Source organism: Streptomyces sp. NPDC024687, from assembly GCF_055559055.1.
In genome coordinates, this window is the sequence record NZ_JBVHLJ010000001.1 from 918,729 (window position 1) to 943,955 (window position 25,227).

Consider the following 25,227-nt stretch of genomic DNA (forward strand, 5'->3'; position numbering starts at 1 on the left):
CGTCCGTCAGGGCGCCGCCTGCGTCTTCGTCAAGCCGGACGGGGCACTGACACCCCGGTGATCAAACACCGGTGCCCCCGACCGGAAACCGGACGGGGGCACCGTAGGAGCGAAGAGGCTTACAGGCCGAGCTCGACCTCGAACTCGCCCGCCTCCAGGATCGCCTTGACCGCGGTCAGGTAACGGGCCGCGTCGGCGCCGTCCACCAGACGGTGGTCGTAGGAGAGGGTCAGGTAGGTCATGTCGCGGATGCCGATGACCGTGCCCTCCTCGGTCTCGATGACCGCCGGGCGCTTGACCGTGGCACCGATGCCGAGGATCGCGACCTGGCCCGGCGGCACGATGATCGTGTCGAAGAGCGCACCGCGCGAACCGGTGTTGGAGATGGTGAAGGTCGCGCCGGACAGCTCGTCGGGCGTGATCTTGTTCGCGCGGACCTTGCCCGCGAGCTCCGCCGTGGCCTTGGCGATGCCGGCGAGGTTGAGGTCGCCCGCGTGCTTGATGACCGGGGTCATCAGGCCCTTCTCGGAGTCCACCGCGATACCGATGTTCTCGGTGTCGAAGTAGGTGATCGTGCCTTCGCCCTCGTTGATCTTGGCGTTGACCGGTGCGTGCGCCTTCAGCGCCTGGGCCGCGGCCTTGACGAAGAACGGCATCGGGGAGAGCTTGACGCCCTCACGGGCCGCGAACGCGTCCTTGGCACGGGCGCGCAGCTTCATCAGGCGGGTGACGTCGACCTCGACGACCGAGGACAACTGCGCCTGCTCGTGCAGCGCCTTGACCATGTTGTCGCCGATGACCTTGCGGATGCGCGGCATCTTGACGGTCTGGCCACGGAGGGGAGAGGCATCCAGGGACGGCGCCTTCTTGGCGGCGGCCGGGGCGGCGGCAGCGGCCGGAGCCGGAGCGGCGGCGGCCTTGGCGGCCTCGGCGGCGGCGACGACGTCCTGCTTGCGGATACGGCCACCGACGCCGGTGCCCTTGACGGACGCCAGGTCGACACCGTGCTCGGCGGCGAGCTTGCGCACCAGCGGGGTCACGTAGGCGCCGTCGTCACCGGAGGTCGCGGCGGGCGCCGGGGCCGGGGTGACCGGGGCGGGAGCCGGAGCCGGAGCGGCGGGTGCCGGGTCGGGCGCCGGAGCCGCCTGCTGCTGCGGGGCCGGGGCCGGGGCCGGGGCCGGAGCCGGGGCGGGCGCCGCGGGGACGGGAGCCGGAGCCGGGGCGGGGGCCTCGGCAGCCGGGGCCGGGGCGGGAGCGGCGGGGGCCGGGGCAGCGGCCGGAGCCGCACCCGGGGCGCCGATGACGGCGAGCTTGGCGCCGACCTCGGCGGTCTCGTCCTCGCCGACCACGATCTCCAGCAGCACACCGGAGGTGGGCGCCGGGATCTCGGTGTCGACCTTGTCCGTGGAGACCTCGAGCAGCGGCTCGTCGGCCTCGACGGAGTCGCCGACCTCCTTCAGCCACCGGGTGACGGTGCCCTCGGTGACGGACTCGCCGAGCGCGGGCAGGACGACGTCCGTGCCCTCGGCGGAGCCGCCGCCGGAAGCGGCCTCGGCGGTGGGAGCGGGCGCCGGGGCGGCCTGCTCGGTGGAGGGAGCGGCCTGGGCCGGCTCGGGGGCGGGCTCGGCCACCGGCTCGGCGGCCGGGGCCGGCTCGGCGGCCGGGGCGGGCTCGGCGGCGGGGGCGCCGGTGCCGTCGTCGATCACGGCCAGCTCGGCGCCGACCTCGACCGTCTCGTCCTCGGCGACCTTGATGGAGGCCAGGACACCGGCGGCGGGGGAGGGGATCTCGGTGTCGACCTTGTCGGTCGACACCTCGAGCAGCGGCTCGTCGGCCTCTACACGCTCACCCTCGGCCTTCAGCCAGCGGGTGACGGTGCCCTCGGTGACGCTCTCGCCGAGCGCCGGAAGGGTTACGGAAACCGCCATGGTTTCGGTTGCTCCTTACGAATTGCGGAAGTCTGTGTCGTCGCGGAGTCGCGGAGTCGCGTTCGTGGACCGAGGGATCAGTCGTGCGAATGCAGCGGCTTGCCCGCCAGGGCCAGGTGGGCCTCGCCGAGCGCCTCGCTCTGCGTCGGGTGGGCGTGGATGAGCTGGGCGACCTCGGCCGGCAGCGCCTCCCAGTTGTAGATCAGCTGGGCCTCGCCGACCTGCTCGCCCATGCGGTCGCCGACCATGTGGACGCCGACCACGGCACCGTCCTTCACCTGGACGAGCTTGATCTCGCCGGAGGTGTTCAGGATCTTGCTCTTGCCGTTGCCCGCCAGGTTGTACTTCAGAGCGACGACCTTGTCCGCACCGTAGATCTCCTTGGCCTTGGCCTCGGTGATGCCCACGGAGGCGACCTCGGGGTGGCAGTACGTCACCCGCGGGACACCGTCGTAGTCGATCGGAACGGTCTTCAGACCGGCCAGACGCTCCGCCACCAGGATGCCCTCGGCGAAGCCGACGTGCGCGAGCTGGAGCGTGGGGACCAGGTCACCGACGGCGGAGATGGTCGGGACGTTGGTGCGCATGTACTCGTCGACCAGGACGTAGCCGCGGTCCATCGCGACGCCCTGCTCCTCGTAGCCGAGACCGGCGGAGACGGGCCCGCGGCCGACGGCCACCAGCAGCACCTCGGCCTCGAACTCCTTGCCGTCGGCGAGGGTGACCTTGACGCCGTCCTGGGTGTACTCGGCCTTCTGGAAGAAGGTGCCCAGGTTGAACTTGATGCCGCGCTTGCGGAACGCGCGCTCAAGAAGCTTGGAGGAGTTCTCGTCCTCGAGAGGAGCGAGGTGCTTGAGACCCTCGATGATCGTGATGTCCGAGCCGAAGGACTTCCACGCGGAGGCGAACTCCACGCCGATGACACCGCCGCCCAGGATGATCGCGGACTTCGGCACGCGGTCCAGGACGAGGGCGTGGTCCGAGGAGATGATCCGGTCGCCGTCGATCTCCAGGCCCGGCAGCGACTTCGGCACGGAGCCGGTCGCGAGCAGCACGTGGCGGCCCTGGACGCGCTGACCGTTGACATCGACGGAGGTGGGCGACGACAGCCGGCCCTCACCCTCGATGTACGTCACCTTGCGGGAGGCGACGAGCCCCTGCAGGCCCTTGTACAGACCGGCGATCACGCCGTCCTTGTACTTGTGCACCCCGGCGATGTCGATGCCCTCGAAGGTGGCCTTCACACCGAACTGCTCGCTCTCGCGGGCCTGGTCGGCGATCTCGCCCGCGTGCAGCAGGGCCTTGGTGGGGATGCATCCCCGGTGCAGGCAGGTACCGCCGACCTTGTCCTTCTCGATCAGGGCGACGTCAAGCCCCAGCTGCGCCCCGCGCAGGGCCGCGGCGTAACCGCCACTACCACCGCCGAGGATCACTAGGTCGAAAACGGTGCTGGCGTCGTTCGCCACGTCACGTCCTCCATGCATGTGCGCCGTACGCCGGTCTCCAGTGACCGGGCGGCGGCTGGTGTCCGGCCGCTCTTTCTTCGGCCCTGTGTGGGGGCCCTGTCCTGCCGAGCCCCATCTTCGCACTTGTCAGCACTGAACGAGACGCCGGGCCGGGGTGTGAGACACCACACGCTCACATGAGAAGAAGGGTTCAGGTGAGACACGCAAGGGGCGCGGGGCTGTAGCCATATGCGGCTCCGCCGCGTGGGCGCGACCAGCCCCACGCCCCTTTAGACGCCGTACAACCGATGGCACCGAGCTCTTAGGCGACCATCACCCCAGGTCACCCGAGCCGACAAGCTCCGCCAGCCGCACCAACGTACGCACCGCGGATCCCGTCCCGCCCTTCGGCGTGTACCCGAAGGGCCCACCGTCGTTGAACGCCGGCCCCGCGATGTCGAGGTGCGCCCACGGGATGCCCTCGCCCACGAACTCCCGCAGGAAGAGTCCGGCGACCAGGCCACCGCCCATCCGCTCGCCCATGTTCGCGATGTCGGCGGTGGGGGAGTCCATCCCCTTGCGCAGGTGCTCCGGCAGCGGCATGGGCCACGCCGGCTCCCCGACCTCCTCCGCGGCCTCGTGCACCGCCGTACGGAAGGAGTCGTCGTTGGCCATGATCCCGAACGTCCGGCTGCCCAGCGCGAGCATCATCGCCCCGGTCAGCGTCGCCACGTCCACGATCGCGTCCGGCTTCTCCGCCGACGCCGCCCACAGGGCGTCCGCGAGCACCAGCCGGCCCTCGGCGTCGGTGTTGAGCACCTCCACCGTCTTGCCGCTGTACATGCGCAGCACGTCACCGGGGCGCGTCGCGGACCCCGACGGCATGTTCTCGGCGAGCGCCAGCCATCCGGTCACGTTGACCTCGAGGCCCAGCCGCGCGGCCGAGACCACGGCCGCGAACACCGCCGCCGCCCCGCTCATGTCGCACTTCATCGTCTCGTTGTGGCCCGCCGGCTTCAGCGAGATGCCGCCCGAGTCGTAGGTGATCCCCTTGCCGACCAGCGCGAGGTGCTTCTTCGCCTTGGACGAGGTGTACGACAGCTTCACCAGCCGCGGCCCCGACGCCGAGCCCGCGCCGACGCCGAGGATGCCGCCGTAGCCGCCCTTCTCCAGGGCCTTCTCGTCGAGCACCTGCACCTTGAGGCCGTGCTCCTTGCCCGCGGCCTGCACGATCGCGGCGAAGGCGGCGGGGTCCAGGTCGTTCGGCGGCATGTTGATCAAATCGCGCGCGCGGTTGAGCTCCTCGGAGACCGCGACGGCCCGGGCGAGCGCGGCCTTGTACGCGGCGTCGCGCGGCTTGCCGCCCAGCAGCGCGGCCTCGGCCAGCGGCGCCTTGCCGTTCCTGGCCTTGGGGTCCTTGGCGTTCTCCTTGTAGGCGTCGAAGGTGTACGCCCCGAGCAGCACGCCCTCGGCGACCGCGCCGAGGTCGGCGGCGTCAGCGAGCGGCAGCGCGAACGCGGCCTTCTTCGCGCCGGTCAGCGTGCGGGCGGCGACACCGGCGGCCTTGCGCAGCGTCTCCGCGGCGAACGAGGAGTCCTTCTCGGGCTCGGCGCCCAGGCCGACCGCCACCACGAGAGGGGCCTTGAGGCCGGCGGGAGAGGGCAGCTTCGTCACCTCGCCCTCGGCGCCGGAGGCACCGAGGGTCTCCAGGACACCGGCGAGCCTGCCGTCGTAGGCCTTGTCCACGGATTCGGCGCCCGGCGCCACGACCGGGCCCTTCACGCCCTTGGCGACACCGATCACGATCGCGTCGGCCCGCAGGCCGGGCGCCGCGGAGGTGCTGAGAGTCAGAGCAGTCACGGTGGTGAATTCTCGCTTCCGATGTGAGGTTGTCTGGGTCGAGCGGGTGGGTCGACCGGGCCCGACGGCCGACCCTATTTCGTGTCCGAACACGGATCCCGATCGGGGCCTTCACCCCTGTCGGCGACCACCCGGGAAGAGCCTACGCTCGGGTCGGCCGCCGATCGTTCGCCGCACGCCCTGGAGCCCCCCTCTTGATACGCCGCCTCCTGCTCGTGACCCTGCTCCTCCTGGCGACGGGATGCTCGACCACCCCTCGCTCCACCCCTCACTCCACCCCCGACTCCGGGTCAGGGGACTCCCGTTGGCGGCCCCGCCCCGGCATCGCCTGGCAGTGGCAGCTGACCGGCCGCGTCGACACCTCCGTGCTCGTGCCGGTGTACGACATCGACGGCTTCGACCAGTCGAAGGCGGTGGTCTCGTCGCTCCACCGTGAAGGCCGCAAGGTCATCTGCTACCTCTCCACGGGCGCGTGGGAGGACTGGCGCCCCGACGCCGGTGACTTCCCCAAGTCGGTGATCGGGCGCGGCAACGGCTGGAAAGGGGAGCGCTGGCTCGACATCCGCGCCACGGACGTCCTGGAACCGCTGATGGCGGACCGCCTCGACATGTGCCGCGAGAAGGGCTTCGACGCGGTGGAGCCGGACAACATGGACGGCTACCGGAACCGCACGGGCTTCCCGCTGACGGCGGCGGACCAGCTCCGCTACAACCGCCTGATCGCCGAACTGGCCCACGAGCGCGGCATGTCGGTCGGCCTGAAGAACGACCTCGACCAGATCCCGGCGCTGGTGGGGGACTTCGACTTCGCGGTCAACGAGCAGTGCGCGCAGTACGGCGAGTGCGGGGACATGGAGCCGTTCATCAAGGCCGGCAAGGCCGTCTTCCACGTCGAGTACGAACTCCCCACCAGCCGCTTCTGCGCCGAGTCCCGGCGGCTGAAGCTGAGTTCGATGCTGAAGAAGTACGAGCTCGGGGTGTGGCGGAAGGCCTGTTAGAACGTCATCGACAGGACTACCAGCGCCGTCGTGGCCGCCGTCTCGGCCAGCCCGCCGAACACGTCCCCGGTCACTCCGCCGAAGCGGCGCGTGCAGTGCCGCAGCACGAGCTCGGCGACTCCTACGGAGGCGGCCACCGCGAGAACCGCGCGGACGACGTCGTACAACCCGAAGAGCGCCCCCGCCGCGGCTGCCCCCAGGGTCACCGCGGCGGCCGTGAGCACCGCCCCCCGCACCGGGACGACCCCCGCCACCGCGGCCCCCAGCCCCTCCGGCCGGGCCGGCGGGACTCCGGCGCGCGCCGCGAGGGTCAGGGCCAGACGCGCGGCCGTCGCCGAGACCACCGCGGCTGTCGCACCCCGCGCCCAGGAATCGCCGTACATCTGTGAGAGCGCGGCCACCTGGGCGAGGAGCACGAGGACGAGGGCGATCACCCCGAACGGGCCGATGTCCGACTGCTTCATGATCCGCAGGGCGTCCTCGGCGGGCTTGCCGCTGCCCAGGCCGTCGGCGGTGTCCGCGAGGCCGTCGAGGTGCAGGCCCCGGGTGAGGACGGCGGGTACGGCCACCGTGGCGACCGCGGCGAGCGGCGCGGAGACACCGAGCAACAGGAGCACGAGCCCCACCGCGGCCGACCCGCAGCCCAGCACCAGCCCCACCAGGGGCGCGCACAGCATTCCGGCGCGCGCCGCCTCCCGGTCCCAGCGGGTCACCTTCACGGGGAGCACGCTGAGCGTGCCGAAGGCGAAGCGGAGGCCGTCGAGCGGGGGCAGGGTCATGGACACGTCGGCAGAGTAGCCCGGACGCCCCGGTCGCCGGGCGGCCCGCCCCCGCCGACCGGAGACTGGTTCCATGGGCCACTGGCTGCACCGCAACATCGTGGAACCCGGCAAGCTGCCGCTGCTCCTCGCCCTGACCGCGTTCGTGCTGACCTTCCTGATCACACGGGTCATCACCCGGCTCATCCGGGCGGGCAAGGGTCCCTTCGGCAACGTCAGCACCGGAGGGATGCACATCCACCACGTGGTGCCCGGAGTCGTCCTCACCATCGTCGGCGGCTTCGGCGCGGTCACGAGCGGGCGGCACGGTTTCGTGGCGGGGCTGTGCGCGGTCGTCTTCGGAATGGGCGCGGGTCTGGTGCTGGACGAGTTCGCGCTGATCCTGCACCTCGACGACGTGTACTGGAGCGAGGAGGGCCGCAAGAGCGTCGAGGTCGTCGTCCTCACCGCGGCGCTGGTCGGCCTGATGCTCGCGGGATTCTCGCCGTTCGGTGTCAACGACGTGACGCAGGAGGAGGCCCAGGACCGCGGCGGTGTCATCACCAGCGTGGTGGTCAACTTCCTCTTCGCGATACTCGTCCTGTTCAAGGGCAAGACCCGGATGGCGATCTTCAGCGTGATCGTCCCGCTCGTCGGCCTGATCGGCGTCCTCCGCCTGGCCCGCCCCGGCTCACCCTGGGCCCGCCGCTTCTACCGCCGCCGCCCGCGCGCCCGCGCCCGGGCCACCCTGCGCGCCTACCGCCGGGACAGACGCTGGTCGGGCCCCCGCCGGAAGTTCCAGGACCTGATCGGCGGCAAACCGGACCCGACCCCGTCACTGGAACGCCGCTGACGCACCGCGAGGGCTGTGTGAAACGGCTGCCTTCGGCAGTCCCGACCGTCCCCTCACGGTCCTGACGGCGGCAGGTCCCCCCGGACCCTTTCCCGCGCCCGCCGCCGACGCTCCGCCGGGATCGCGCACAGCACCAGCATCGCCGCGATCGCCGCCATGTGTTCCTTGCCGGCGAGGTTCTCCTTCACCAGTACCTCGACCACCATCGCCGCGATCACGGCACCCGCGGTGACCCGGGCGCCGTAGCGCAGGCCGAGGAAGACGGCGAGGCCCACCACGGCCGCCGACGGCCCGGTGTCGACGACGTGGGCGTCCGAGGCGGGCAGGCCGAGCGGGATGTCGGGGCCCAGCCAGATGCCCACGCGCGCGTACAGCGTCCCGGCGAGCGTGGCCGCGTAGGCCAGAGCGAGAGTCCGCCACCGGCCCAGACAGATCTCGGCGATCCCGAACACGAACAGGAGCTGCGCCAGCGCACCCCACACCGGCAGGTCCAGGGCCGGCACGAACAGGGAGAGCGGAGTGCGGAGCAGGGCGAGCCAGAGGGGATCCGCGGCGCGTACCGCACCGACGTCCTGGACGAAGCCGTAGCCCCACGACTGGTTGTGCACGAAGTGCAGGGCCGCCGTCAGACACACGGCCGCCAGGGCCAGGGGGACCGCCCGCCACCCCCGCCGGAGCAACGGCCCGCGCACGGTGACGTACAACGGCCCCCACTCCGCGCGGGCCCAGCGGGCGACCCTCTTCATCCCATGGTCCTCATCTGTGCGTACTGAGGTGCTCCCGGCGCCGCAGCCACCCCGGCAGCCCCGGCACCTCCAGGAACCCCTCGGCGCGGGCCGAGGCGATGCCGATGCGCGGCAGGTCCGCGCTCTTCTCGAAGAGCAGGAACCGCGGCTCCCAGATCGGCCGGTACTTGGCGTTGGCCCGGTACAGGGACTCGATCTGCCACCAGCGGGAGAAGAAGCTGAGCAGCGACCGCCACAGCCGCAGCACCGGCCCGGCGCCAAGACGTGCACCACGTTCGAAGACCGAACGGAACATCGCGAAGTTGAGCGAGACCTGGGTGATCTGGATCTCCTGGGCCCGGTTCAGCAGCTCGATGACCATGAACTCCATGAGGCCGTTCTCCGCGTCGCGGTCCCGGCGCATGAGGTCGAGGGACAGCCCGCGCGGCCCCCATGGCACGAAGGAGAGCACCGCCTTCAGCTCACCCTCGGCATCGCTGCACTCCAGCGCCACGCACCGGCCGTCCTCGGGATCCCCGAGCCGCCCCAGCGCCATGCTGAACCCGCGCTCGGTGGCCCCGTCCCGCCAGTCGTCCGCCCGCTGGACGAGGGCCGCCATCTCCTCGGCGGGGATGTCCTCGTGACGCCGGATCCGTACCGTGTACCCGGCCCGTCCGACCCGGTTGTAGGCCTGCCGGACGGTCCGCATCGCCCGCCCCTCCAGCGTGAACTCGGCGACCTCGACGATCGCCTCGTCACCCAGCTCCAGCGCGTTCAGGCCGTGCCGCGCGTACACGGTCCCCGCGTCCTCGCCGGCCCCCATCACCGCCGGCAGCCACCCGTGCGCCCGTGCCTCGGCGAGCCACGGCTCGATCGCCCCCGGCCAGGCCTCCGGGTCGCCGATCGGATCGCCGGAGGCCAGCGAGACCCCGCTGACGACCCGGTAGGTCACGGCCGCCTTCCCGGTCGGCGACCAGACGACGCTCTTCTCCCTGCGCAGCGCGAAGTACCCGAGCGAGTCCCGCTCGCCGTGCCGCTTCAGTAGTTCCCGCAGGCGCCGCTCGTCGTCCTCGGTGAGCGGGTCGACCGCGCGCCGGGAGCGGAAGGCGGCGTAGAGGACGGCCAGGACGAGGACCGTGCTGAGCACGTTGATGGCGACGTTGACCCAGTTCGGCGTCAGGATCCCGTCGAAGCGGGAGTCGTCGGCGGCCACCGAGACCAGCCGCAGCGTGCCGTACCACCACCGTTCCCCGAAGGACGAGGACCTGGACGCCTTGTTGGTGGCGGTCACCAGCAGCGCGGCCAGCAGCGAGGACACGAGCAGCCCGCCCACGGCCACGGCGGCGGCGAGCCGCGGATTGGACCGGTCGCCCTTGGCGTAGAACTCCCGCCGGCCGACGAGCAGGGCCACCACGAAGGCGGCCGTGAGGACCAGCGAGATCCAGTTCTGCGCGTACCGCCGGATCTCCGGGAACGCCATCGCGAGGACGAACAGCGCGAGGAACGCCCCCGACAGCACCAGGTTCAGGATCCACGCCGCCCGCTTGCGCCGGCGCATGGTGATCGCGAGGAAGGCCGTGAACACCCCGGAGGCGAAGCCCGCCGTCAGCAGATACGGCGTGAAGAAGTCCTCCTGGTTGTGCCGCCGCACGTCCTGCCCCAGCGAGACCCACACCGCGCTGAGGAAGTTGACGAACGCGACGACCCGCAGGTACCAGACGGCGAACCCGGCGGCCCGCCGCGAGGCACCGGTGGACCGGCGGACATTCCGAACAGGTGCAACCCGGACATCTCCCATGAAGGGCGATCATGCCCCTTGTGCGGGCCATTCCGCCGCAAGGGCACTCACCTGTCCGCGGCTGCTCCTTCGCGGCTACTCCTCCTCGGACACCTTCTCCGGTTCCGCCTGCTCCGGCTCCTCCTCGGAAACCGCGGGCTTCTCCGGCAGCTCGGCCGCCAGCGCCGCCGCGGCCTGCACCAGCGGCAGCGCCAGCAGTCCGCCCGCACCCTCCCCGACCGTCACGCCATGGTCGAGCAGCGGTTCCAGAGCCATCCGGTCCAACGCCTTCGTCTGCCCCGGCTCCCCGCTGTTCTGCCCGGCCAGCCACCAGTCCGGCGCCCGGAACGCGATCCGCTGGCCCACCAGGGCACAGGCGGCCACGACCACCCCGTCCAGCACGACGGGCAGCTTGCGCACCGCGCTCTGGAGCAGGAACCCGGTGATCGCCGCGAGGTCGGCTCCGCCCACCGTCGCCAGCAACTGCAACTGGTCCCCGAGCACCGGCCGCGCCCGCCGCAGCGCGTCCCGGATCGCCGCGCACTTGCGCATCCACGCCAGATCGTCGATCCCGGTCCCGCCCCGCCCGGTCACCACCGACGCGTCGGTCCCGCACAGCGCGGCGACCAGCACTCCGGCCGCCGTGGTCCCGCCCACGCTCACATCACCGAGCACCACGAGATCGGTACCGGAGTCGGCCTCCTCGTCGGCCACCGCGATCCCGGCCCGGAAGGCGGCCTCCGCCTCCTCCAGGGTCAACGCGTCCTCGACATCGATACGACCGCTCCCGCGCCGCACCCGATGACGTACGACCGCCTCCGGCAGCTCCTCCGGATCGCAGTCCAGCGCCATGTCGACGATCCGCACCGGCACGCCGAAGCGCCGTGCGAGGACCGACACCGGACGGCCGCCCTCCAGGACCTCCCGCACCAACTCCGACGCGCTGCCCGCGGCCCGCCCCGAGACACCCAGTTCGGCGATCCCGTGGTCACCGGCGAACAGCACGACCCGCGGCCGTTCGACCGGCCGTACTGGTACGGCCGACTGCGCCGCGGCCAGCCACTCACCCAGGTCGTCGAGGCGGCCCAGCGCCCCGGGCGGCACGACCTGACGCTCCCGGCGCGCCTCGGCGTCGCGACGCATCCCGCCGTCGGGGCGCTCGATCAGATCGGTGAAGTCGTCGAGATTAAGCGAGCTCATTCGCCGAACAGTACCGGCCCTGATCGAACACGGGGGCGCCACGTGGCCATGACGTCATTGCACCCGGGAACGGGATCCCATACGTTCCGCTTTGTACGAATTGCCGTGCACCCCCGGGAGGCCCCATGCCCGCACCGACCGCCCCTTCCGTACGGCGACTTCGCTCCACCGCCCGCGCGATACTGCCGTTCCCCGAACCCGAGAGCTGGCTGGACGTGGACACCGGGGACGCGGACTTCCCGGAGGCGGCGCGAACGTACTTCCCCTACACGGCCTTCGACGGCCTGGACCCCACCCCCCGCGTCCTGCACGCCCAGGCGGTCGAGCGTCTGGAGGAGGGCTACCTGGGCCGTCTGACGGACCCGCCGATCACCGCCCACCTGCGGGCCCGCTACGACGTGGTGAGCCTGCTGAACCCACACGCGGACCCCGGGGAACTCGCGGCGGCCCTCGCCGTGCTGCGCCCCGGCGGCCACCTCCTGGTGGAATCCCGGCACGACCCCCGCGCCGAATTGGAGGCCCGGGGCTGCGCCATCGTCGCCACGGCCCGCAGATCCGCGCACATCCCGGGCCGCGTGACGACCCGCCTGCCGCCGAGGGCGACCGGACCGACGGCCTTTGCCGCGAGAGCACTGGACCACGCCCTGGCCCTCCTCCTCGCCGGCACCCGCTTCGCCAGGACCTACCGGGTCATCGCCCGCAAGGAGCCGTCAGCCCCGTAGGACCATCGCCTGCCCCGCCACCACCAGCAGCACCTGCTCGCACTCAGCCGCGAACGCCGCGTTCAGCCGCCCCAGTTCGTCCCGGTAGCGGCGGCCCGACGCGGTGGCCGGCACGATTCCCGACCCCACCTCGTTCGACACGGCCACCACCGTCCGCCGCGTGTCTCGCACCGCGTCCGTCAACTCCCTTACCCGCGCCCGCAGTTCCCGCTCCCCGCCGCCGGCCCACTCCGCGTCGTCCCACGCCCCCACGGCGTCCATCGCGTCCGTCAGCCACAGCGACAGACAGTCGATCAGCAGCGGCGCCCCGTCGTCCTTCAGCAGCGGCACCAGGTCGCAGGTCTCCGCCGTACGCCACGACCCCGGCCGCCGCTCCCGATGGGCGAAGACCCGGGAAGCCCACTCGGTGTCCCCGTTCCGCGAGCCGCCGGTCGCCACGTACAGCACGTCGGGGAACGCCTCCAGCCGCCGCTCGGCCTCCACCGACTTCCCGGACCGCGCCCCGCCCAGCACCAGCGTCCGCCGCGGCACATCGGGTACGTCCTCGTAGACCCCGACGACCAGAGTCGTCCCGTCGGGCACGACTCGCACCCCGGCGGCGGCCAGCCTCCGCCGTACCTCCGTGCCGGGCGGCACGTCGTGATCGACATGCACGGCGACCACGTCGGTCGTGGGCCCCACGGCCCCCACGGCCCGCAGCCGGGCGAGCGCGTCCGGCCGCCGTACGACATCGGCGAGCACCATGTCGTACGACTCCACGGGGCCCTTCTCCAGCCCGGCGGGCGCACCCCCCGGCGGCAGATACAGCACCCGCTGCCCCGCGGGCCCGGTGACGGCGTACCCGGTCCCCGGCGCGTCCAGCGCCACGGCCCGCACCCGATGCCCCGTCAGCAACGCCAACTCCCGCCCGTCCGGCACCCGCCCCGGCTGTGGAAGCCCGGCGGGCACCTCGACGGGGGGCCCGTCATGGGGGTGCGACAGCAGCACCTGCCGTACGCCGGCCAGCGAGTGCCCGGCCCGGGCGGCGGCGAAGGCGGCACCGGGGGTGAGATCGAGCAGCAGCGTCTCGTCGATGAGTACGGAGGTGGCGGCCCGGGCGTCCTCATCGAGCGCGACGGCACAGGCGGCACAGGAGCAGGAGGGGCGGGGGAGGCCGGCGGGAGCGCCGGTGCCGAGCAATGTCAGTTCCACGGGACGATTCTCGCCGGTGCCCGGTGATCCAGCGCGCGCAGCGGCGCATTCAAGGGGCGCGGGGCCGTGTCGATACGCGGCCGCGTCGCAGGGGGTGCGCCCCCACCGGCCCGCAGCCCACGACGCACCGCTTAGGGTGCTCTTCGTAACGGATCAAACACGGGAGGCTCACATGGCGACATGGACCTGGCGATTCGAGAAGGCCGACGGCGCGGAGACCCAGCCCGCCGTAGAGCCGGAGGAGTTCACCACCCAGGGCGACGCCGAGTCCTGGCTCGGCGAGTACTGGAAGCCCCTGCTCGCCGGCGGCGCCGAACAGGTGCGGCTGTTCGAGGACGCCACGGAGATCTACGGCCCGATGAGCCTGAAGGCGGCAGAGGAAGCGTGACGGGGCTGGGCGAGGGACACAGCGGCACCACCCTCGCCCAGCACCGCGCTACTGCTCACGCAGCGTCACCGAACGCTCAGCCCCGCACCCCGCACAGGTGCAGCAGTGCGGCGACCCCGCGATAGGGGTCCGTGCGACCGGCCCGTTCCTCGCAGGCCAGTAGCGTCTCCACGTCGGCCGGTGCCTCGGTGTCGTCCGCTGCCGTGTCGGTGAAGACCCGCACCCCGTACCAGGCCTGGAGCGGCGCCCCGATGCCGGCGAGGGTGGCGGTCAGCGTGCTCAGCCGGTCGGCCCGCACGTCGAGCCCCAGCCGGTTGCGGTAGGCGGTGGAGTCGAAGGCACCCAGGGCGTCGGCCCAGTCCCCGGCCAGCCCCGGCCGCATCGCCAGCGCGTCGGCGTTGCGCACGAGCAGCGACAGCAGCCCGCCCGGTGCCAGCATCCGCGCCAGCCCGGCGAGCAGCGGGTCCGGCTCCTCGACGTACATGAGCACGCCGTGGCACAGCACCACGTCGAAGCTGCCCGGCAGGAAGTGCACCCCGGTGTCCCGGCCGTCGCCCTCGATGATCCGCATCCGCTCCCGGATGCCCTCGGGCTCGGCGGACAGGGCCTCCCGGGCCGCCGCGACCATCGTGGAGTCCCGCTCGAGGCCGGTCACCTGATGCCCGGCCCGGGCCAGCCGCAGCGACTGCGTGCCCTGGCCCATCCCCACGTCGAGCACCCGCAGCCGCTGTCCGACCGGGTACCGCCCCACTATCTGCTCATCGAGCTGCCGGGCCACCAGCTCCTGTCGTACGACATTTCGCAGCCCGCCCAGCTTGTCCAGCCAGGCATCGGCCGCGCCCCCGGAGAAAGATGTCGTACTCAGGGCCGCTCTCCGCGCTTGACCTGCGGCTTCGGCAGCCGGAGGCGACGCATCTGGAGGGAGCGCATCAGGGCGTAGGCGACCGCGCCCTTGCGGTTGTGGTCCGGGAAGCGCTCGGCGAGCCGCTTCTTCAGACGGAAAGCGGTGAGGACCGAGTCCAGCAGGATGAGCACGATCACGACGAGCCACAGCATCAGCGCGATGCTCTGCAGCGCGCCCACCCGCACCACGCTCAGCACCAGGATGACCACGGCCATCGGCAGGAAGAACTCCGCCACGTTGAACCGCGCGTCGATGGTGTCGCGGGCGAACTTGCGCACCGGGCCCTTGTCCCGCGCGGGCAGATACCGCTCGTCACCGCCGGCCAGCGCCTGGCGCTGCCTCTCCAGCGCGCTGCGGCGCTCCTCGCGCTGGCGCTTGGCGGCGTCCTTGCGGGTGAGCGACGTGTTGGCGACGCTGCGGCGCTGGGACTGGGCCTCACTGCGCTTGGGCGTGGGCCGGCCCTTGGGGGCCTGCGGGTCGCGGGGCTGCTTGGAGTCGGTCAGCTGCGCCTTGTCGGCGACGGCGGCCTTCTCTTCCTTGGTGGCACGGCTACGGAACACAAAACCCAAGGGTAAGGGGTGTCCGGGGTTGGACCCCAGCCCGGTGGGGAACGATCCGGCAACACCGGTCGTCATGCAGGGGGACAGAGGGGACGTCCGGTGCCGGGTTGCTCACCCTGAAGGTCACCTACTCCTTACGCCGGAGCAGGGGATCGGTCAGTCGTCCTTGGGGATGAGCGCATCCGTCCCGGAACAGTGCGTCAATGGATGCAGGGCCCGTACTGTGGGTCTTGTCGCAGAGCTGAGCTGGAAGTCCGTCAGAAGGGGGCGCGCGAAGCCCATGAGCGGTGTCATGAAGCGTATGGGGATGATCTTCCGCGCGAAGGCGAACAAGGCCCTTGACCGGGCCGAGGACCCGCGCGAAACCCTCGATTACTCGTACCAGAAACAGCTGGAGCTGCTCCAGAAGGTGCGCCGGGGCGTGGCCGACGTGGCCACCTCCCGCAAGCGCCTGGAACTCCAGCTGAACCAGCTGCAGTCGCAGTCCTCCAAGTTGGAGGACCAGGGCCGCAAGGCGCTCGCGCTCGGCCGTGAGGACCTCGCCCGTGAGGCGCTGTCCCGCCGTGCCGCGCTCCAGCAGCAGGTGACCGACCTGGAGACCCAGCACTCGACGCTCCAGGGCGAGGAGGAGAAGCTCACCCTTGCGGCCCAGCGCCTCCAGGCCAAGGTGGACGCCTTCCGCACGAAGAAGGAGACCATCAAGGCGACGTACACCGCGGCCCAGGCACAGACCCGGATCGGCGAGGCCTTCTCCGGCATCTCCGAGGAGATGGGCGACGTCGGCCTGGCGATTCAGCGCGCCGAGGACAAGACGGCACAGCTCCAGGCCCGGGCGGGTGCCATCGACGAACTCCTCGCCTCGGGTGTCCTGGACGACCAGTCCGGCATGCACAAGGACGACATCCAGGCCGAGCTGGACCGGCTCTCCGGTGGTACGGATGTAGAGCTGGAACTGCAGCGCATGAAGGCGGAGCTGGCGGGAGGCTCGTCGTCGCAGCAGGCCATCGAGGGCGGCACCGGCCAGTCGCAGTCCCAGCAGCCGCAGGACACTCCACGCTTCGACAAGCAGTAGGTCCCACGCCGAGGAGGGCGACATGATCGTACGGATCATGGGGGAGGGGCAGGTGAGGCTGGCCGAGAGCCACCTCGCCGACCTGAACAAGCTGGACGACGAGCTGTTGGCCGAGATGGAGAACGGCGACGGCCCGGGCTTCCGCCGCACTCTCCAAGCCCTCCTCACCAGGGTCCGGGACCTGGGCGATCCGCTCCCCGACGACTCCCTGGAACCCTCGGATCTGATCCTCCCGTCCCCGGACGCGACCCTGGAGGAAGTCCGGGACCTGCTCAGCGACGACGGCCTGATCCCGGGCTGAGACCACCCCGCCGAACACCGGCCAGTACGACCGACTCCGCCCCGTGCAGCCCCGCGCCGACCGCTTCCTCACGAAGCGCGAGGCGTGACGCCCCGAGGCTCGACGCCTCGAGCCGCCGGCGAGACGTGTCTACTCGATACGGGCCGGGCCCCTTCAGCCGCCGCACTTCACACGTCGACGTGCCCCAGCCACCGAGCCACCGACGTCCGCTCGTGCCTTCGCCCCTGCCGCACCCCTGGCTCTACCGGCGTCAAGGACGCCCCGGCCGTGCCCAGGTACCCCCGCTTCAGCCCGGCGTCTGGTGACCGGCGCTCCGAGGACGGTCACCGCACGCCGCGCCCGCGGTGCCGAAAAGGCACTGGTGCCCCCCGGTTTCGCCCCCGGCACGGCCGCTTGCACGTTCGCCCGTGCCCGCACCACTGGCTCTTCCGGCGTCAAGGGCGCCCCCGCCGCGCCCCAGGCACCCCCCGCTCCAGCCCTGCGTCTGGCTGACCAGCACACCGCCCGCCCGCGGAGCCGGAAACGCACTGCTAGCCCCCGTTCCGCCCCCGGCAGGGTCCCCGTACTGTTCAGGAGTGAGCCGCACCGTCGATCGCGCCCGGCACCACCTCAAGGCGCACCCCCTGGCCCTGGACGCCGTCCTCGCGGCGGGCGTCCTCGCCTGCATGGTGGCCGGTTCCTTCGTCGAGCCCCATGACAGGGACGCCGTCAGCTGGAGCATCCGCGCCCCCGAGCCGCTCAGCCTCGTCCTCATGGCTCTCGGTGCCCTCGCTCTGGTCTTCCGCCGCCGCGCCCCCCTCACCGTCCTCGCCCTCACCGGCAGCGCCTCCATCATCGAGTGCGTCACCGGCGACCCCCGCGCCCCCGTCGCCATGGCCGCCGTCATCGCCCTGTTCACGGTCGCCTCCACCACCGACCGCCCCACCACCTTGCGGGCCGGCCTGCTCACCATGACCGTGCTCACCGGCGCCGCGATGCTCGCCGGACCCCTGCCCTGGTACGCCCAGGAGAACCTCGGCATCTTCGCCTGGACCGGCATCGGAGCCACCGCCGGCGACGCCGTCCGCAGCCGCCGTGCCTTCGTCCAGGCCATCAGGGAGCGCGCCGAGAAGGCCGAACGCACCCGTGAGGAAGAGGCCCGCCGAAGGGTCGCCGAGGAGCGCCTGCGCATCGCCCGCGACCTGCACGACGTCGTCGCCCACCACATCGCCCTGGTCAACGTCCAGGCCGGAGTCGCCGCGCATGTCATGGACAAGCGCCCCGACCAGGCGAAGGAAGCCCTCGCCCACGTCCGCGAGGCCAGCCGCTCCGCCCTCAACGAACTCCGCGCCACCGTCGGCCTGCTGAGGCAGTCCGGCGACCCCGAGGCCCCCACCGAACCCGCCCCCGGCCTCGCCCGCCTCGACGAACTCGTCGGCACCTTCCGCAGCGCCGGCCTCCACGTCGAGGTCGCCCGCGCCGACCACGGCACCACCCTCCCCGCCGCCGTCGACCTGGCCGCCTACCGGGTCATCCAGGAAGCCCTCACCAACGTCCAGAAGCACGCCGGCACACAGGCCAAGGCCGAGGTCAGCGTCGTACGCGTCGGACCCAACGTGGAGATCACCGTCCTCGACAACGGCGCCGGCGAGGACGACGATCCCGACAACGGCGGCGGCCACGGCCTGCTGGGCATGCGCGAGCGCGTCACCGCCCTGCGCGGCACCCTCACCACCGGTCCCCGCTACGGAGGCGGCTTCCGCGTCCATGCGATCCTGCCGGTCAGGACCCGCGCCGCGGCGAGGGACGAACCAGGGGAGCCCGTATGACGATCCGTGTCCTGCTCGCCGACGACCAGGCACTGCTGCGCAGCGCGTTCCGTGTGCTCGTCGACTCGGAGCCGGACATGGAGGTGGTCGGCGAGGCGTCCGACGGCGCCGAGGCGGTCCGGCTGACCCGGCAGGAGCGCGCCGACGTCGTCCTCATGGACATCCGGATGCCCGGCACGGACGGCCTCGCCGCCACCCGCATGATCAGCGAGGATCCCTCCCTCGCCCACGTCCGCGTGGTCATCCTGACCACCTTCGAGGTCGACGACTACGTCGTGCAGTCCCTGCGCGCGGGTGCCTCCGGCTTCCTCGGCAAGGGCAGCGAACCCGAGGAACTCCTCAGCGCCATCCGGGTCGCCGCCGGCGGCGAGGCCCTGCTGTCCCCGGCCGCCACCAAGGGCCTGATCGCCCGCTTCCTCGCCCAGGGCGACGCGGACGACGACGACCCGGTGCGCTCCGAACGCCTCGCCGCCCTCACCGTCCGCGAGCGCGAGGTCCTCGTCCAGGTCGCCGGCGGCCACTCCAACGACGAGATCGCCGAGCGCCTGGAGGTCAGCCCGCTCACCGTCAAGACCCACGTCAACCGGGCCATGGCCAAACTGGGCGCTCGGGACCGGGCCCAGCTCGTGGTGATCGCCTACGAGTCGGGACTGGTACGGCCGAGGGTGGAATAGCCTCGGTCCACTCACCTGAACACGGGGGCCGGAAAAAGAATTCTCGCGGGGATGTCGAGAACCCGCGCCCCGCTCCGTCCCCGTGATGAGAGCGACCAGAATGGGTCGCATCGGGACCGAGGAGAGACACCATGGCCAAGTACCTGCTGCTGAAGCACTACCGTGGCGCTCCGGCTCCGGCCAACGACGTGCCCATGGAGCAGTGGACGCCCGAGGAGATCTCGGCGCACGTGCAGTACATGCGGGACTTCGCGGACGGGCTGGTCAAGACCGGGGAGTACGTCGACGGGCAGGCGCTCGCTCCCGAGGGGACCTGGGTGCGGTACGACGGCGAGGGGCGCCCGCCCGTCACCGACGGGCCGTTCGCCGAGACCAAGGACCTCATCGCCGGCTGGATGGTGATCGACGTCGACAGCTACGAGCGGGCCCTCGAACTGGCCGGGGAACTGTCGGCCGCCCCCGGCGCCGGCGGGAAGCCGATCCACGAGTGGCTGGAGCTGCGCCCGTTCTACGCGGCATCACCCACCGACCCGGAGTGCCACCCCGGTGGATGAGGCGCTGCTCAGAAGCCTCACACCGAGCGTGCTCACCGTCCTCGTCCGCCGCGGAGCCGACTTCGCGGCGGCCGAGGATGCCGTCCAGGACGCGCTGGTCGAGGCCGTCCGGGTCTGGCCGGCCGATCCGCCCAGGGACGCGAAGGGCTGGCTGGTCACCGTGGCCTGGCGCAAGTTCCTCGACGCGACCCGCTCGGACACCGCTCGTCGCCGGCGTGAGGACCGTATCGAGGAGGAACCGGCGCCCGGACCGGCGCCCGCCGTGGACGACACGCTCCAGCTGTACTTCCTGTGCGCCCACCCCTCGCTCACCCCGTCCTCCGCCGCCGCCCTCACCCTGCGGGCCGTCGGCGGACTCACCACCCGTCAGATCGCCCAGGCCTATCTCGTGCCCGAGGAGACCATGGCGCAGCGCATCAGCCGGGCCAAGCGGACCGTGTCCGGGGTGCGCTTCGACCAGCCCGGCGACGTCGCCACCGTGCTGCGCGTCCTCTACCTGGTCTTCAACGAGGGCTACTCCGGCGATGTCGACCTCGCCGCCGAAGCCATCCGGCTCACCCGGCAGCTCGCCGCCGCCATCGACCACCCCGAGGTCGCGGGGCTGCTCGCCCTCATGCTGCTCCACCACGCCCGCCGCGCCTCCCGCACCGCCCCCGACGGCAGCCTGGTGCCGCTCGCCGAGCAGGACCGCGCCCGCTGGGACACGGCGGCGATCACCGAGGGCGTCCGGATCCTCCAGACCGCCCTCGCCCGCGACCGCCTCGGCGAGTTCCAGGCCCAGGCCGCCATCGCCGCCCTGCACGCCGACGCGCCCACCGCCGAGGAGACCGACTGGGTGCAGATCGTCGAGTGGTACGACGAGCTCGCCCGCCTCACCGACAGCCCCGTCGTCCGCCTCAACCGGGCGGTCGCCGTGGGCGAGGCGGACGGCCCCCGCGCGGGCCTGGCCGCCCTGGCGGCGGTCGAGGACTCACTGCCCCGCCACACCGCGGCCGCGGCCTATCTCCACGAACGCGCCGGCGACCTGCCGACCGCGGCCCGCCTGTACGCAGAGGCCGCCCACAAGGCTCCCAACCTCGCCGAACGCGACTACCTGACCCGCCGGGCGGCCCGGCTCAACTCCCATACGCGCAACTGACGGGGAAAGCAGCCGCGTCGCTGAAGGCTGACCTCCACACCGGGGCGAACAGAGGGCTCCGTGACACTGGCGCACAGCCCGCCGCAGACCTGGACGGGCCTGGATCATCTACCCGCCCTGTTCCTCGCCACCGCTACCGCAAAAAATCAGCAGCGGGTATCCGTCCACCCCTTGTACTTGGAACCATTCCATTGCAGTTCGCCATAGGCCTGGGTGCAGACATCCAGGGTGTTAGCCCCGTCCGACCAAACCTCGTTCCCCGTCGATGCCCTCAAACCCAGCAGCTGCGACGACGTCTGGATAGCGGCGCCTATCCGCCATGAACTGTGGGTGTCGCGGAAGCTCTGCCAGACGTAGACATACGCCCAGTTCTTGCCACAGCCCTTGAACTGCTTCACCGAGAGGGCAGTCTGTCCGTCAGCATTGACGTACTCCGTGTCCCCGATCTGCGCAACAGTGCCGCAGCCCGGGGCGGACTCGGCTGCAGCGGGGCTTGAAGTGCTGATGACCAGGCCGCCGGCAAGCGCAACGGTGGCAAGGGTTGTGGAAAGAAGTCGTCTCATGGATCCCCCGTATGAGGCGCAGCTGTAAGGATGAAGATCGCATATTGCTGTGCGTAAATTAGCGGACACAAGATCCACGGACAAGGCGTTATCCCCGCAGCCTCGACCCCGCCCACCCCGAGCGGACCTCCGCATCGGGGTGAGCGCTTCTGGCGACGGTGCTACGGCAGCGCCAGCATCCGCTCCAGGGCCAGCTTCGCGAACGCCTCGGTCTCCTTGTCGACCTCGATCCGGTTGACGAGCTTGCCCTCGGCCAGGGACTCCAGGGTCCAGACGAGGTGGGGCAGGTCGATGCGGTTCATGGTCGAGCAGAAGCAGACCGTCTTGTCGAGGAAGACGATCTCCTTGCCCTCGGGGGCGAAACGGTTCGCGAGGCGTCGTACGAGATTGAGCTCCGTGCCGATGGCCCACTTCGAGCCGGCCGGGGCCGCCTCCAGCGCCTTGATGATGTACTCCGTCGAGCCGACGTAGTCCGCCGCGGCCACGACCTCGTGCCTGCACTCGGGGTGGACGAGGACGTTCACCCCGGGGATGCGGGCGCGGACGTCCTTCACGGACTCCAGCGAGAAGCGGCCGTGGACCGAGCAGTGGCCGCGCCACAGGATCATCTTCGCGTCCCGCAGCTGCTCGGCGGTCAGGCCGCCGTTCGGCTTGTGCGGGTTGTAGAGGACGCAGTCCTCCAGGGTCATCCCCATGTCCCGCACGGCGGTGTTGCGGCCGAGGTGCTGGTCGGGCAGGAACAGCACCTTCTCGCCCTGCTCGAAGGCCCACTCGAGAGCCTTCTTGGCGTTGGACGAGGTGCAGATGGTGCCGCCGTGCTTGCCCGTGAACGCCTTGATGTCCGCGGAGGAGTTCATGTACGACACCGGCACGACCTGCTCGGCTATGCCGGCGTCGGTGAGGACGTCCCAGCACTCGGCGACCTGCTCGGCCGTCGCCATGTCGGCCATGGAGCAGCCGGCGGCGAGGTCGGGCAGGACCACCTTCTGGTCGTCGGACGTGAGGATGTCCGCGGACTCGGCCATGAAGTGCACACCGCAGAACACGATGTACTCGGCCTCCGGGCGGGCGGCCGCGTCGCGGGCCAGCTTGAAGGAGTCGCCCGTGACGTCGGCGAACTGGATGACCTCGTCACGCTGGTAGTGGTGGCCGAGCACGAACACCTTGTCGCCGAGCTTCTCCTTGGCCGCGCGGGCGCGCTCGACCAGGTCGGGATCGGAGGGCGAGGGCAGATCGCCGGGACACTCGACGCCCCGCTCGCTCCTCGGGTCGGCCTCGCGGCCGAGCAGCAACAGGGCGAGCGGAGTCGGCTGTACGTCGAGCTCCGTGGTCTGGGCGGTGGTCACGACACGCACCCTTTCTACTTTTCGTCGAACTGACGTTATCTATCATAACCCGGTTCACGTCACTTTGACGACGGTCATTGCGTCGATGTGACGTGAATCCCGAAGAGACGTTTTCCGCCCGGCACGGCATGTGCGAGCATGAAGGAGGCGCCGGAAAAACCGGCGTCCGGCCCGGAATGAATCCGCGGCCTTGCCGGTTGCACCAGTCGGCAAGCAGTCTCCGTACAACCCGGGAGAGATGTAGATGTCCGTATCGGACGAGACCGGCACCGTCACCGACGGCATCATCCTGTCCGACGCCGCCGCGGCGAAGGTCAAGGCCCTGCTCGACCAGGAAGGCCGTGACGACCTGGCCCTGCGCGTCGCCGTTCAGCCCGGCGGCTGCTCCGGCCTGCGTTACCAGCTCTTCTTCGACGAGCGTTCGCTCGACGGCGATGTCGTCAAGGACTTCGGCGGCGTCAAGGTCGTCACCGACCGCATGAGCGCCCCGTACCTGGGCGGCGCGTCCATCGACTTCGTGGACACCATCGAGAAGCAGGGCTTCACGATCGACAACCCGAACGCAACCGGCTCCTGCGCCTGCGGCGACTCCTTCAGCTGACCCGCGGTTCGCACCGGCCCAGAGCGACAGAAGGCGGCGACCCCCTCCGACGGGGCCGCCGCCTTCGCGCATCCGCGCCACCGGCGTCCCGTCGACCCCGAGCAACTCGTCTGCCTCCGGGCCCGCTCGACGCCCCGAACGCGACCGGCTCCTGCGCCTGCGGAGGCAAGGCGTGGCGGCCCCCTCCGCGGGGCGGCCGCCGCCTTCGTGCATCGGCGCCCCCCGCGTCCCGTCGACCCCGAGCGGCCTCGGCGGGCCGCGCCACGTCGTCCTCGGCGATCCGCCCTGGTCCCGATCGACAACCGGACGCGACCGGCTCCTGCGCCTGCGGCGACAGAAGGCGGCGGCCCCCTCCGACGGGGCCGCCGCCTTCGCGCATCCGCAGGTCTACCGGGCCGCCCCGGAGGTCTCCGGCAGTCGTGCGCCCGCCTTCTTCAGCGGGATCTCCTTGCCGTCCGAGCCCACGACCTTGCGGGCACCGAGCGGCTCGTCGAGCGGCACGGTCTTCTGGATCTCCTTGGCGATCATGATGCAGACCTTGTCCGGCCACGGCGTGTAGGTCACCGTGACCTTCGCCTCGTCCGCGCTCTCGCTCGCCGACGCCGTGTAGTCCCCGCACACCCCGCCCGTGAAGCTCACGGTCAGCTCATTGCCCTCGGCGGTGTAGCCGTCCACCTGGACGTCCCGCGTCTTCGGCGAGGAGGTGGGCCGGTCGGAGGGACCGGTGGGAGAGGCGGGCGTGGTCGGCGTGGCCGTCGCCGGGGCGGTGATGTGCGCCGGGTCGACCGCCGGATACGTCACCGTGAAGGCGTCCTTCGCCCCCGGCGCCCGCACCTCGAACAGCCAGGACGGCACCAGCGCCTGCCGGCCGCCCACGAAGTGCGACGCCAGCCCGAACACCGCCTTCTCGACGCTGAGCGAGCTGTTCGCGGGGCTTGCCGTCGGCTCCCCGCAGGGCGCCTCCTGCCGGTCCTTGAGCGGTACGGGACTGGCGCAGCCGCCGATGCCCATGCGGTGGCCGGACACGGGCACCTTGTTCAGCAGCCCCAGCGTCTTCTCGGCGCTCAGCACGGGGTACGTGTCGCTCTTGACCGGCGCCTTCAACTGGCCGGTGCCGCCGACCACTTCACCCTGCCCGTTCACGGTGACGCCGGTCGCCCAGCCGTACGTGGGCAGCCCGCCGACGACCGGGTCGGCGTTCACGGTCCGCTGGGCGCCCATCACCTGGCTCGCGTCCAGCTTCGCGGTGCCCTGGCCCACCGCCTTCAGCACCGGCGCGGCGGCCTTCTCCGCGACCGCCTCGCTCACCGGACGGCCGGTGGGCGCCCCGCACACGGTGGCGCTCCGGCAGTCGTCGATGACGGGGGAGTAGCGCTGGAAGGTCCACGCGCCCGGCGCCTGCCGGTTCACCTGGAGACTCGGCCCCGAACCGTCCTTGACCCCGATCCGCCAGACCTGCCCCTGCGCCACCGGCGTCCCGTCGACCCCGAGCGCCTCGGCGAGCCGGGTCACGTCGTCCTCGGTGACCTGCCCCTGGACCCGGTAGACGGGCGCCGAGCCGGGCCCCTGAGGGAGGCTGCCGTCGACGCGATAGGTCACGCCGTACGGATTCGGCTCCCCGGGAGCGATCCCGCTCCCCGTCCCACCGCCCGCGCTGTAGCCGTCGAGCGCGAGAGGCGGCGGAGTGCCGTCACCGGCCGCACCGGAGGCCGCGCCACCGCCGGACCCCCCAGAGGTACCGGCGGCGAGGTACGCCCCACCGCCCCCGACCAGCAACACCGCAGCGGCTACGGCGGCAATGGCGACGGGCGACCGATGCCGGGCCACCCGAGGCACCCCGGCATCCCCGTCCCGGGGGATC

Annotated in this window: 24 protein-coding genes; 11 read left to right on the forward strand and 13 right to left on the reverse strand. The window is 71.7% G+C overall.

Annotated features, from left to right (window positions below):
* Positions 1–119: 119 nt before the first annotated feature.
* The 3 genes from sucB to ACZ39I_RS04080 all read right to left on the reverse strand — a co-directional run bounded on the left by sucB (position 120) and on the right by ACZ39I_RS04080 (position 5,233).
* Entirely contained in the window at positions 120–1,928 is a 1,809-nt protein-coding gene (gene sucB / locus ACZ39I_RS04070; protein ID WP_467242728.1) for a 2-oxoglutarate dehydrogenase, E2 component, dihydrolipoamide succinyltransferase, read from the reverse strand.
* A 77-nt stretch (positions 1,929–2,005) separates the two neighbouring features.
* Positions 2,006–3,394: a dihydrolipoyl dehydrogenase gene (lpdA, locus tag ACZ39I_RS04075; protein WP_467242729.1), complete on the reverse strand. Its 1,389-nt coding sequence runs from the start codon at positions 3,392–3,394 to the stop codon at positions 2,006–2,008.
* 312 nt (positions 3,395–3,706) lie between these two features.
* The gene (locus ACZ39I_RS04080; RefSeq protein WP_467242730.1) at positions 3,707–5,233 is read right to left on the reverse strand and encodes a leucyl aminopeptidase; all 1,527 of its coding nucleotides are present in this window, start codon (positions 5,231–5,233) and stop codon (positions 3,707–3,709) included.
* 194 nt (positions 5,234–5,427) lie between these two features.
* Here ACZ39I_RS04080 and ACZ39I_RS04085 point away from each other — a divergent pair, with 194 nt between their 5' ends.
* Positions 5,428–6,231, forward strand: a complete 804-nt coding sequence (locus ACZ39I_RS04085) for an endo alpha-1,4 polygalactosaminidase (protein WP_467242731.1) — start codon at positions 5,428–5,430, stop codon at positions 6,229–6,231.
* Here ACZ39I_RS04085 and ACZ39I_RS04090 read toward each other — a convergent pair.
* Positions 6,228–7,010 carry an adenosylcobinamide-GDP ribazoletransferase gene (locus tag ACZ39I_RS04090; RefSeq protein ID WP_467243315.1) on the reverse strand — a complete coding sequence of 261 codons (783 nt, stop codon included), beginning with the start codon at positions 7,008–7,010 and terminating at the stop codon, positions 6,228–6,230. The genes ACZ39I_RS04085 and ACZ39I_RS04090 overlap by 4 nt on opposite strands.
* A gap of 73 nt (positions 7,011–7,083) precedes the next feature.
* Here ACZ39I_RS04090 and ACZ39I_RS04095 point away from each other — a divergent pair, with 73 nt between their 5' ends.
* The gene (locus ACZ39I_RS04095) at positions 7,084–7,842 is read left to right on the forward strand and encodes a hypothetical protein (protein WP_467242732.1); all 759 of its coding nucleotides are present in this window, start codon (positions 7,084–7,086) and stop codon (positions 7,840–7,842) included.
* 53 nt (positions 7,843–7,895) lie between these two features.
* Here ACZ39I_RS04095 and ACZ39I_RS04100 read toward each other — a convergent pair whose 3' ends face one another.
* The 3 genes from ACZ39I_RS04100 to cobT form a co-directional block, all read right to left on the reverse strand.
* Entirely contained in the window at positions 7,896–8,588 is a 693-nt protein-coding gene (locus ACZ39I_RS04100; protein WP_467242733.1) for a hypothetical protein, read from the reverse strand.
* Between the two features lie 10 nt (positions 8,589–8,598).
* Positions 8,599–10,365: a phosphatidylglycerol lysyltransferase domain-containing protein gene (locus tag ACZ39I_RS04105; RefSeq protein ID WP_467242734.1), complete on the reverse strand. Its 1,767-nt coding sequence runs from the start codon at positions 10,363–10,365 to the stop codon at positions 8,599–8,601.
* Between the two features lie 75 nt (positions 10,366–10,440).
* A complete protein-coding gene (cobT, locus tag ACZ39I_RS04110; RefSeq protein ID WP_467242735.1) occupies positions 10,441–11,544 on the reverse strand; it encodes a nicotinate-nucleotide--dimethylbenzimidazole phosphoribosyltransferase in 1,104 nt (367 codons plus the stop codon).
* A gap of 125 nt (positions 11,545–11,669) precedes the next feature.
* On the opposite strand from cobT, the gene ACZ39I_RS04115 reads away from it, so the two are divergent.
* The gene (locus ACZ39I_RS04115) at positions 11,670–12,266 is read left to right on the forward strand and encodes a class I SAM-dependent methyltransferase (RefSeq protein WP_403666682.1); all 597 of its coding nucleotides are present in this window, start codon (positions 11,670–11,672) and stop codon (positions 12,264–12,266) included.
* Here ACZ39I_RS04115 and ACZ39I_RS04120 read toward each other — a convergent pair.
* Positions 12,255–13,457 carry a bifunctional adenosylcobinamide kinase/adenosylcobinamide-phosphate guanylyltransferase gene (locus ACZ39I_RS04120; RefSeq protein WP_467242736.1) on the reverse strand — a complete coding sequence of 401 codons (1,203 nt, stop codon included), beginning with the start codon at positions 13,455–13,457 and terminating at the stop codon, positions 12,255–12,257. The genes ACZ39I_RS04115 and ACZ39I_RS04120 overlap by 12 nt on opposite strands.
* A 172-nt stretch (positions 13,458–13,629) precedes the next feature.
* Here ACZ39I_RS04120 and ACZ39I_RS04125 point away from each other — a divergent pair, with 172 nt between their 5' ends.
* Positions 13,630–13,845, forward strand: coding sequence for a hypothetical protein (locus tag ACZ39I_RS04125; protein WP_020115856.1), 216 nt, complete (start codon positions 13,630–13,632; stop codon positions 13,843–13,845).
* A 76-nt stretch (positions 13,846–13,921) separates the two neighbouring features.
* On the opposite strand, the gene ACZ39I_RS04130 is transcribed toward ACZ39I_RS04125, so the two are convergent.
* Both ACZ39I_RS04130 and ACZ39I_RS04135 read right to left on the reverse strand, forming a co-directional pair.
* Positions 13,922–14,623 carry a methyltransferase domain-containing protein gene (locus tag ACZ39I_RS04130; RefSeq protein WP_467242737.1) on the reverse strand — a complete coding sequence of 234 codons (702 nt, stop codon included), beginning with the start codon at positions 14,621–14,623 and terminating at the stop codon, positions 13,922–13,924.
* A gap of 83 nt (positions 14,624–14,706) precedes the next feature.
* Positions 14,707–15,384: a DUF3043 domain-containing protein gene (locus ACZ39I_RS04135; protein ID WP_467242738.1), complete on the reverse strand. Its 678-nt coding sequence runs from the start codon at positions 15,382–15,384 to the stop codon at positions 14,707–14,709.
* 217 nt (positions 15,385–15,601) lie between these two features.
* Between ACZ39I_RS04135 and ACZ39I_RS04140 the strand changes: the two genes are divergently transcribed.
* From ACZ39I_RS04140 to ACZ39I_RS04165, 6 genes are all read left to right on the forward strand, one after another.
* Complete coding sequence (locus tag ACZ39I_RS04140) at positions 15,602–16,381, forward strand: PspA/IM30 family protein (RefSeq protein ID WP_234438850.1); 780 nt, start codon at positions 15,602–15,604, stop codon at positions 16,379–16,381.
* A 22-nt stretch (positions 16,382–16,403) separates the two neighbouring features.
* Positions 16,404–16,682 carry a PspA-associated protein PspAA gene (gene pspAA / locus ACZ39I_RS04145; RefSeq protein WP_053848718.1) on the forward strand — a complete coding sequence of 93 codons (279 nt, stop codon included), beginning with the start codon at positions 16,404–16,406 and terminating at the stop codon, positions 16,680–16,682.
* Between the two features lie 575 nt (positions 16,683–17,257).
* Positions 17,258–18,490: a histidine kinase gene (locus ACZ39I_RS04150; RefSeq protein ID WP_467242739.1), complete on the forward strand. Its 1,233-nt coding sequence runs from the start codon at positions 17,258–17,260 to the stop codon at positions 18,488–18,490.
* Positions 18,487–19,164 (forward strand): response regulator transcription factor, encoded by a 678-nt coding sequence (locus ACZ39I_RS04155; RefSeq protein WP_352383020.1) that lies wholly within the window; start codon positions 18,487–18,489, stop codon positions 19,162–19,164. The genes ACZ39I_RS04150 and ACZ39I_RS04155 overlap by 4 nt, the downstream gene beginning before the upstream one ends.
* 131 nt (positions 19,165–19,295) lie before the next feature.
* Positions 19,296–19,718, forward strand: a complete 423-nt coding sequence (locus ACZ39I_RS04160; protein ID WP_352383018.1) for a YciI family protein — start codon at positions 19,296–19,298, stop codon at positions 19,716–19,718.
* Positions 19,711–20,856, forward strand: coding sequence for an RNA polymerase sigma factor (locus tag ACZ39I_RS04165; RefSeq protein ID WP_467242740.1), 1,146 nt, complete (start codon positions 19,711–19,713; stop codon positions 20,854–20,856). Before ACZ39I_RS04160 ends, ACZ39I_RS04165 begins: the two co-directional genes overlap by 8 nt.
* 146 nt (positions 20,857–21,002) lie before the next feature.
* On the opposite strand, the gene ACZ39I_RS04170 is transcribed toward ACZ39I_RS04165, so the two are convergent.
* Complete coding sequence (locus ACZ39I_RS04170; protein WP_467242741.1) at positions 21,003–21,419, reverse strand: hypothetical protein; 417 nt, start codon at positions 21,417–21,419, stop codon at positions 21,003–21,005.
* 161 nt (positions 21,420–21,580) lie between these two features.
* The gene (nadA, locus tag ACZ39I_RS04175) at positions 21,581–22,765 is read right to left on the reverse strand and encodes a quinolinate synthase NadA (protein ID WP_467242742.1); all 1,185 of its coding nucleotides are present in this window, start codon (positions 22,763–22,765) and stop codon (positions 21,581–21,583) included.
* 244 nt (positions 22,766–23,009) lie between these two features.
* Between nadA and ACZ39I_RS04180 the strand changes: the two genes are divergently transcribed.
* Complete coding sequence (locus tag ACZ39I_RS04180) at positions 23,010–23,366, forward strand: iron-sulfur cluster assembly accessory protein (RefSeq protein ID WP_020137379.1); 357 nt, start codon at positions 23,010–23,012, stop codon at positions 23,364–23,366.
* A gap of 387 nt (positions 23,367–23,753) precedes the next feature.
* Here ACZ39I_RS04180 and ACZ39I_RS04185 read toward each other — a convergent pair whose 3' ends face one another.
* Positions 23,754–25,226 carry a hypothetical protein gene (locus ACZ39I_RS04185; RefSeq protein ID WP_467243316.1) on the reverse strand — a complete coding sequence of 491 codons (1,473 nt, stop codon included), beginning with the start codon at positions 25,224–25,226 and terminating at the stop codon, positions 23,754–23,756.
* Position 25,227: the final 1 nt, after the last annotated feature.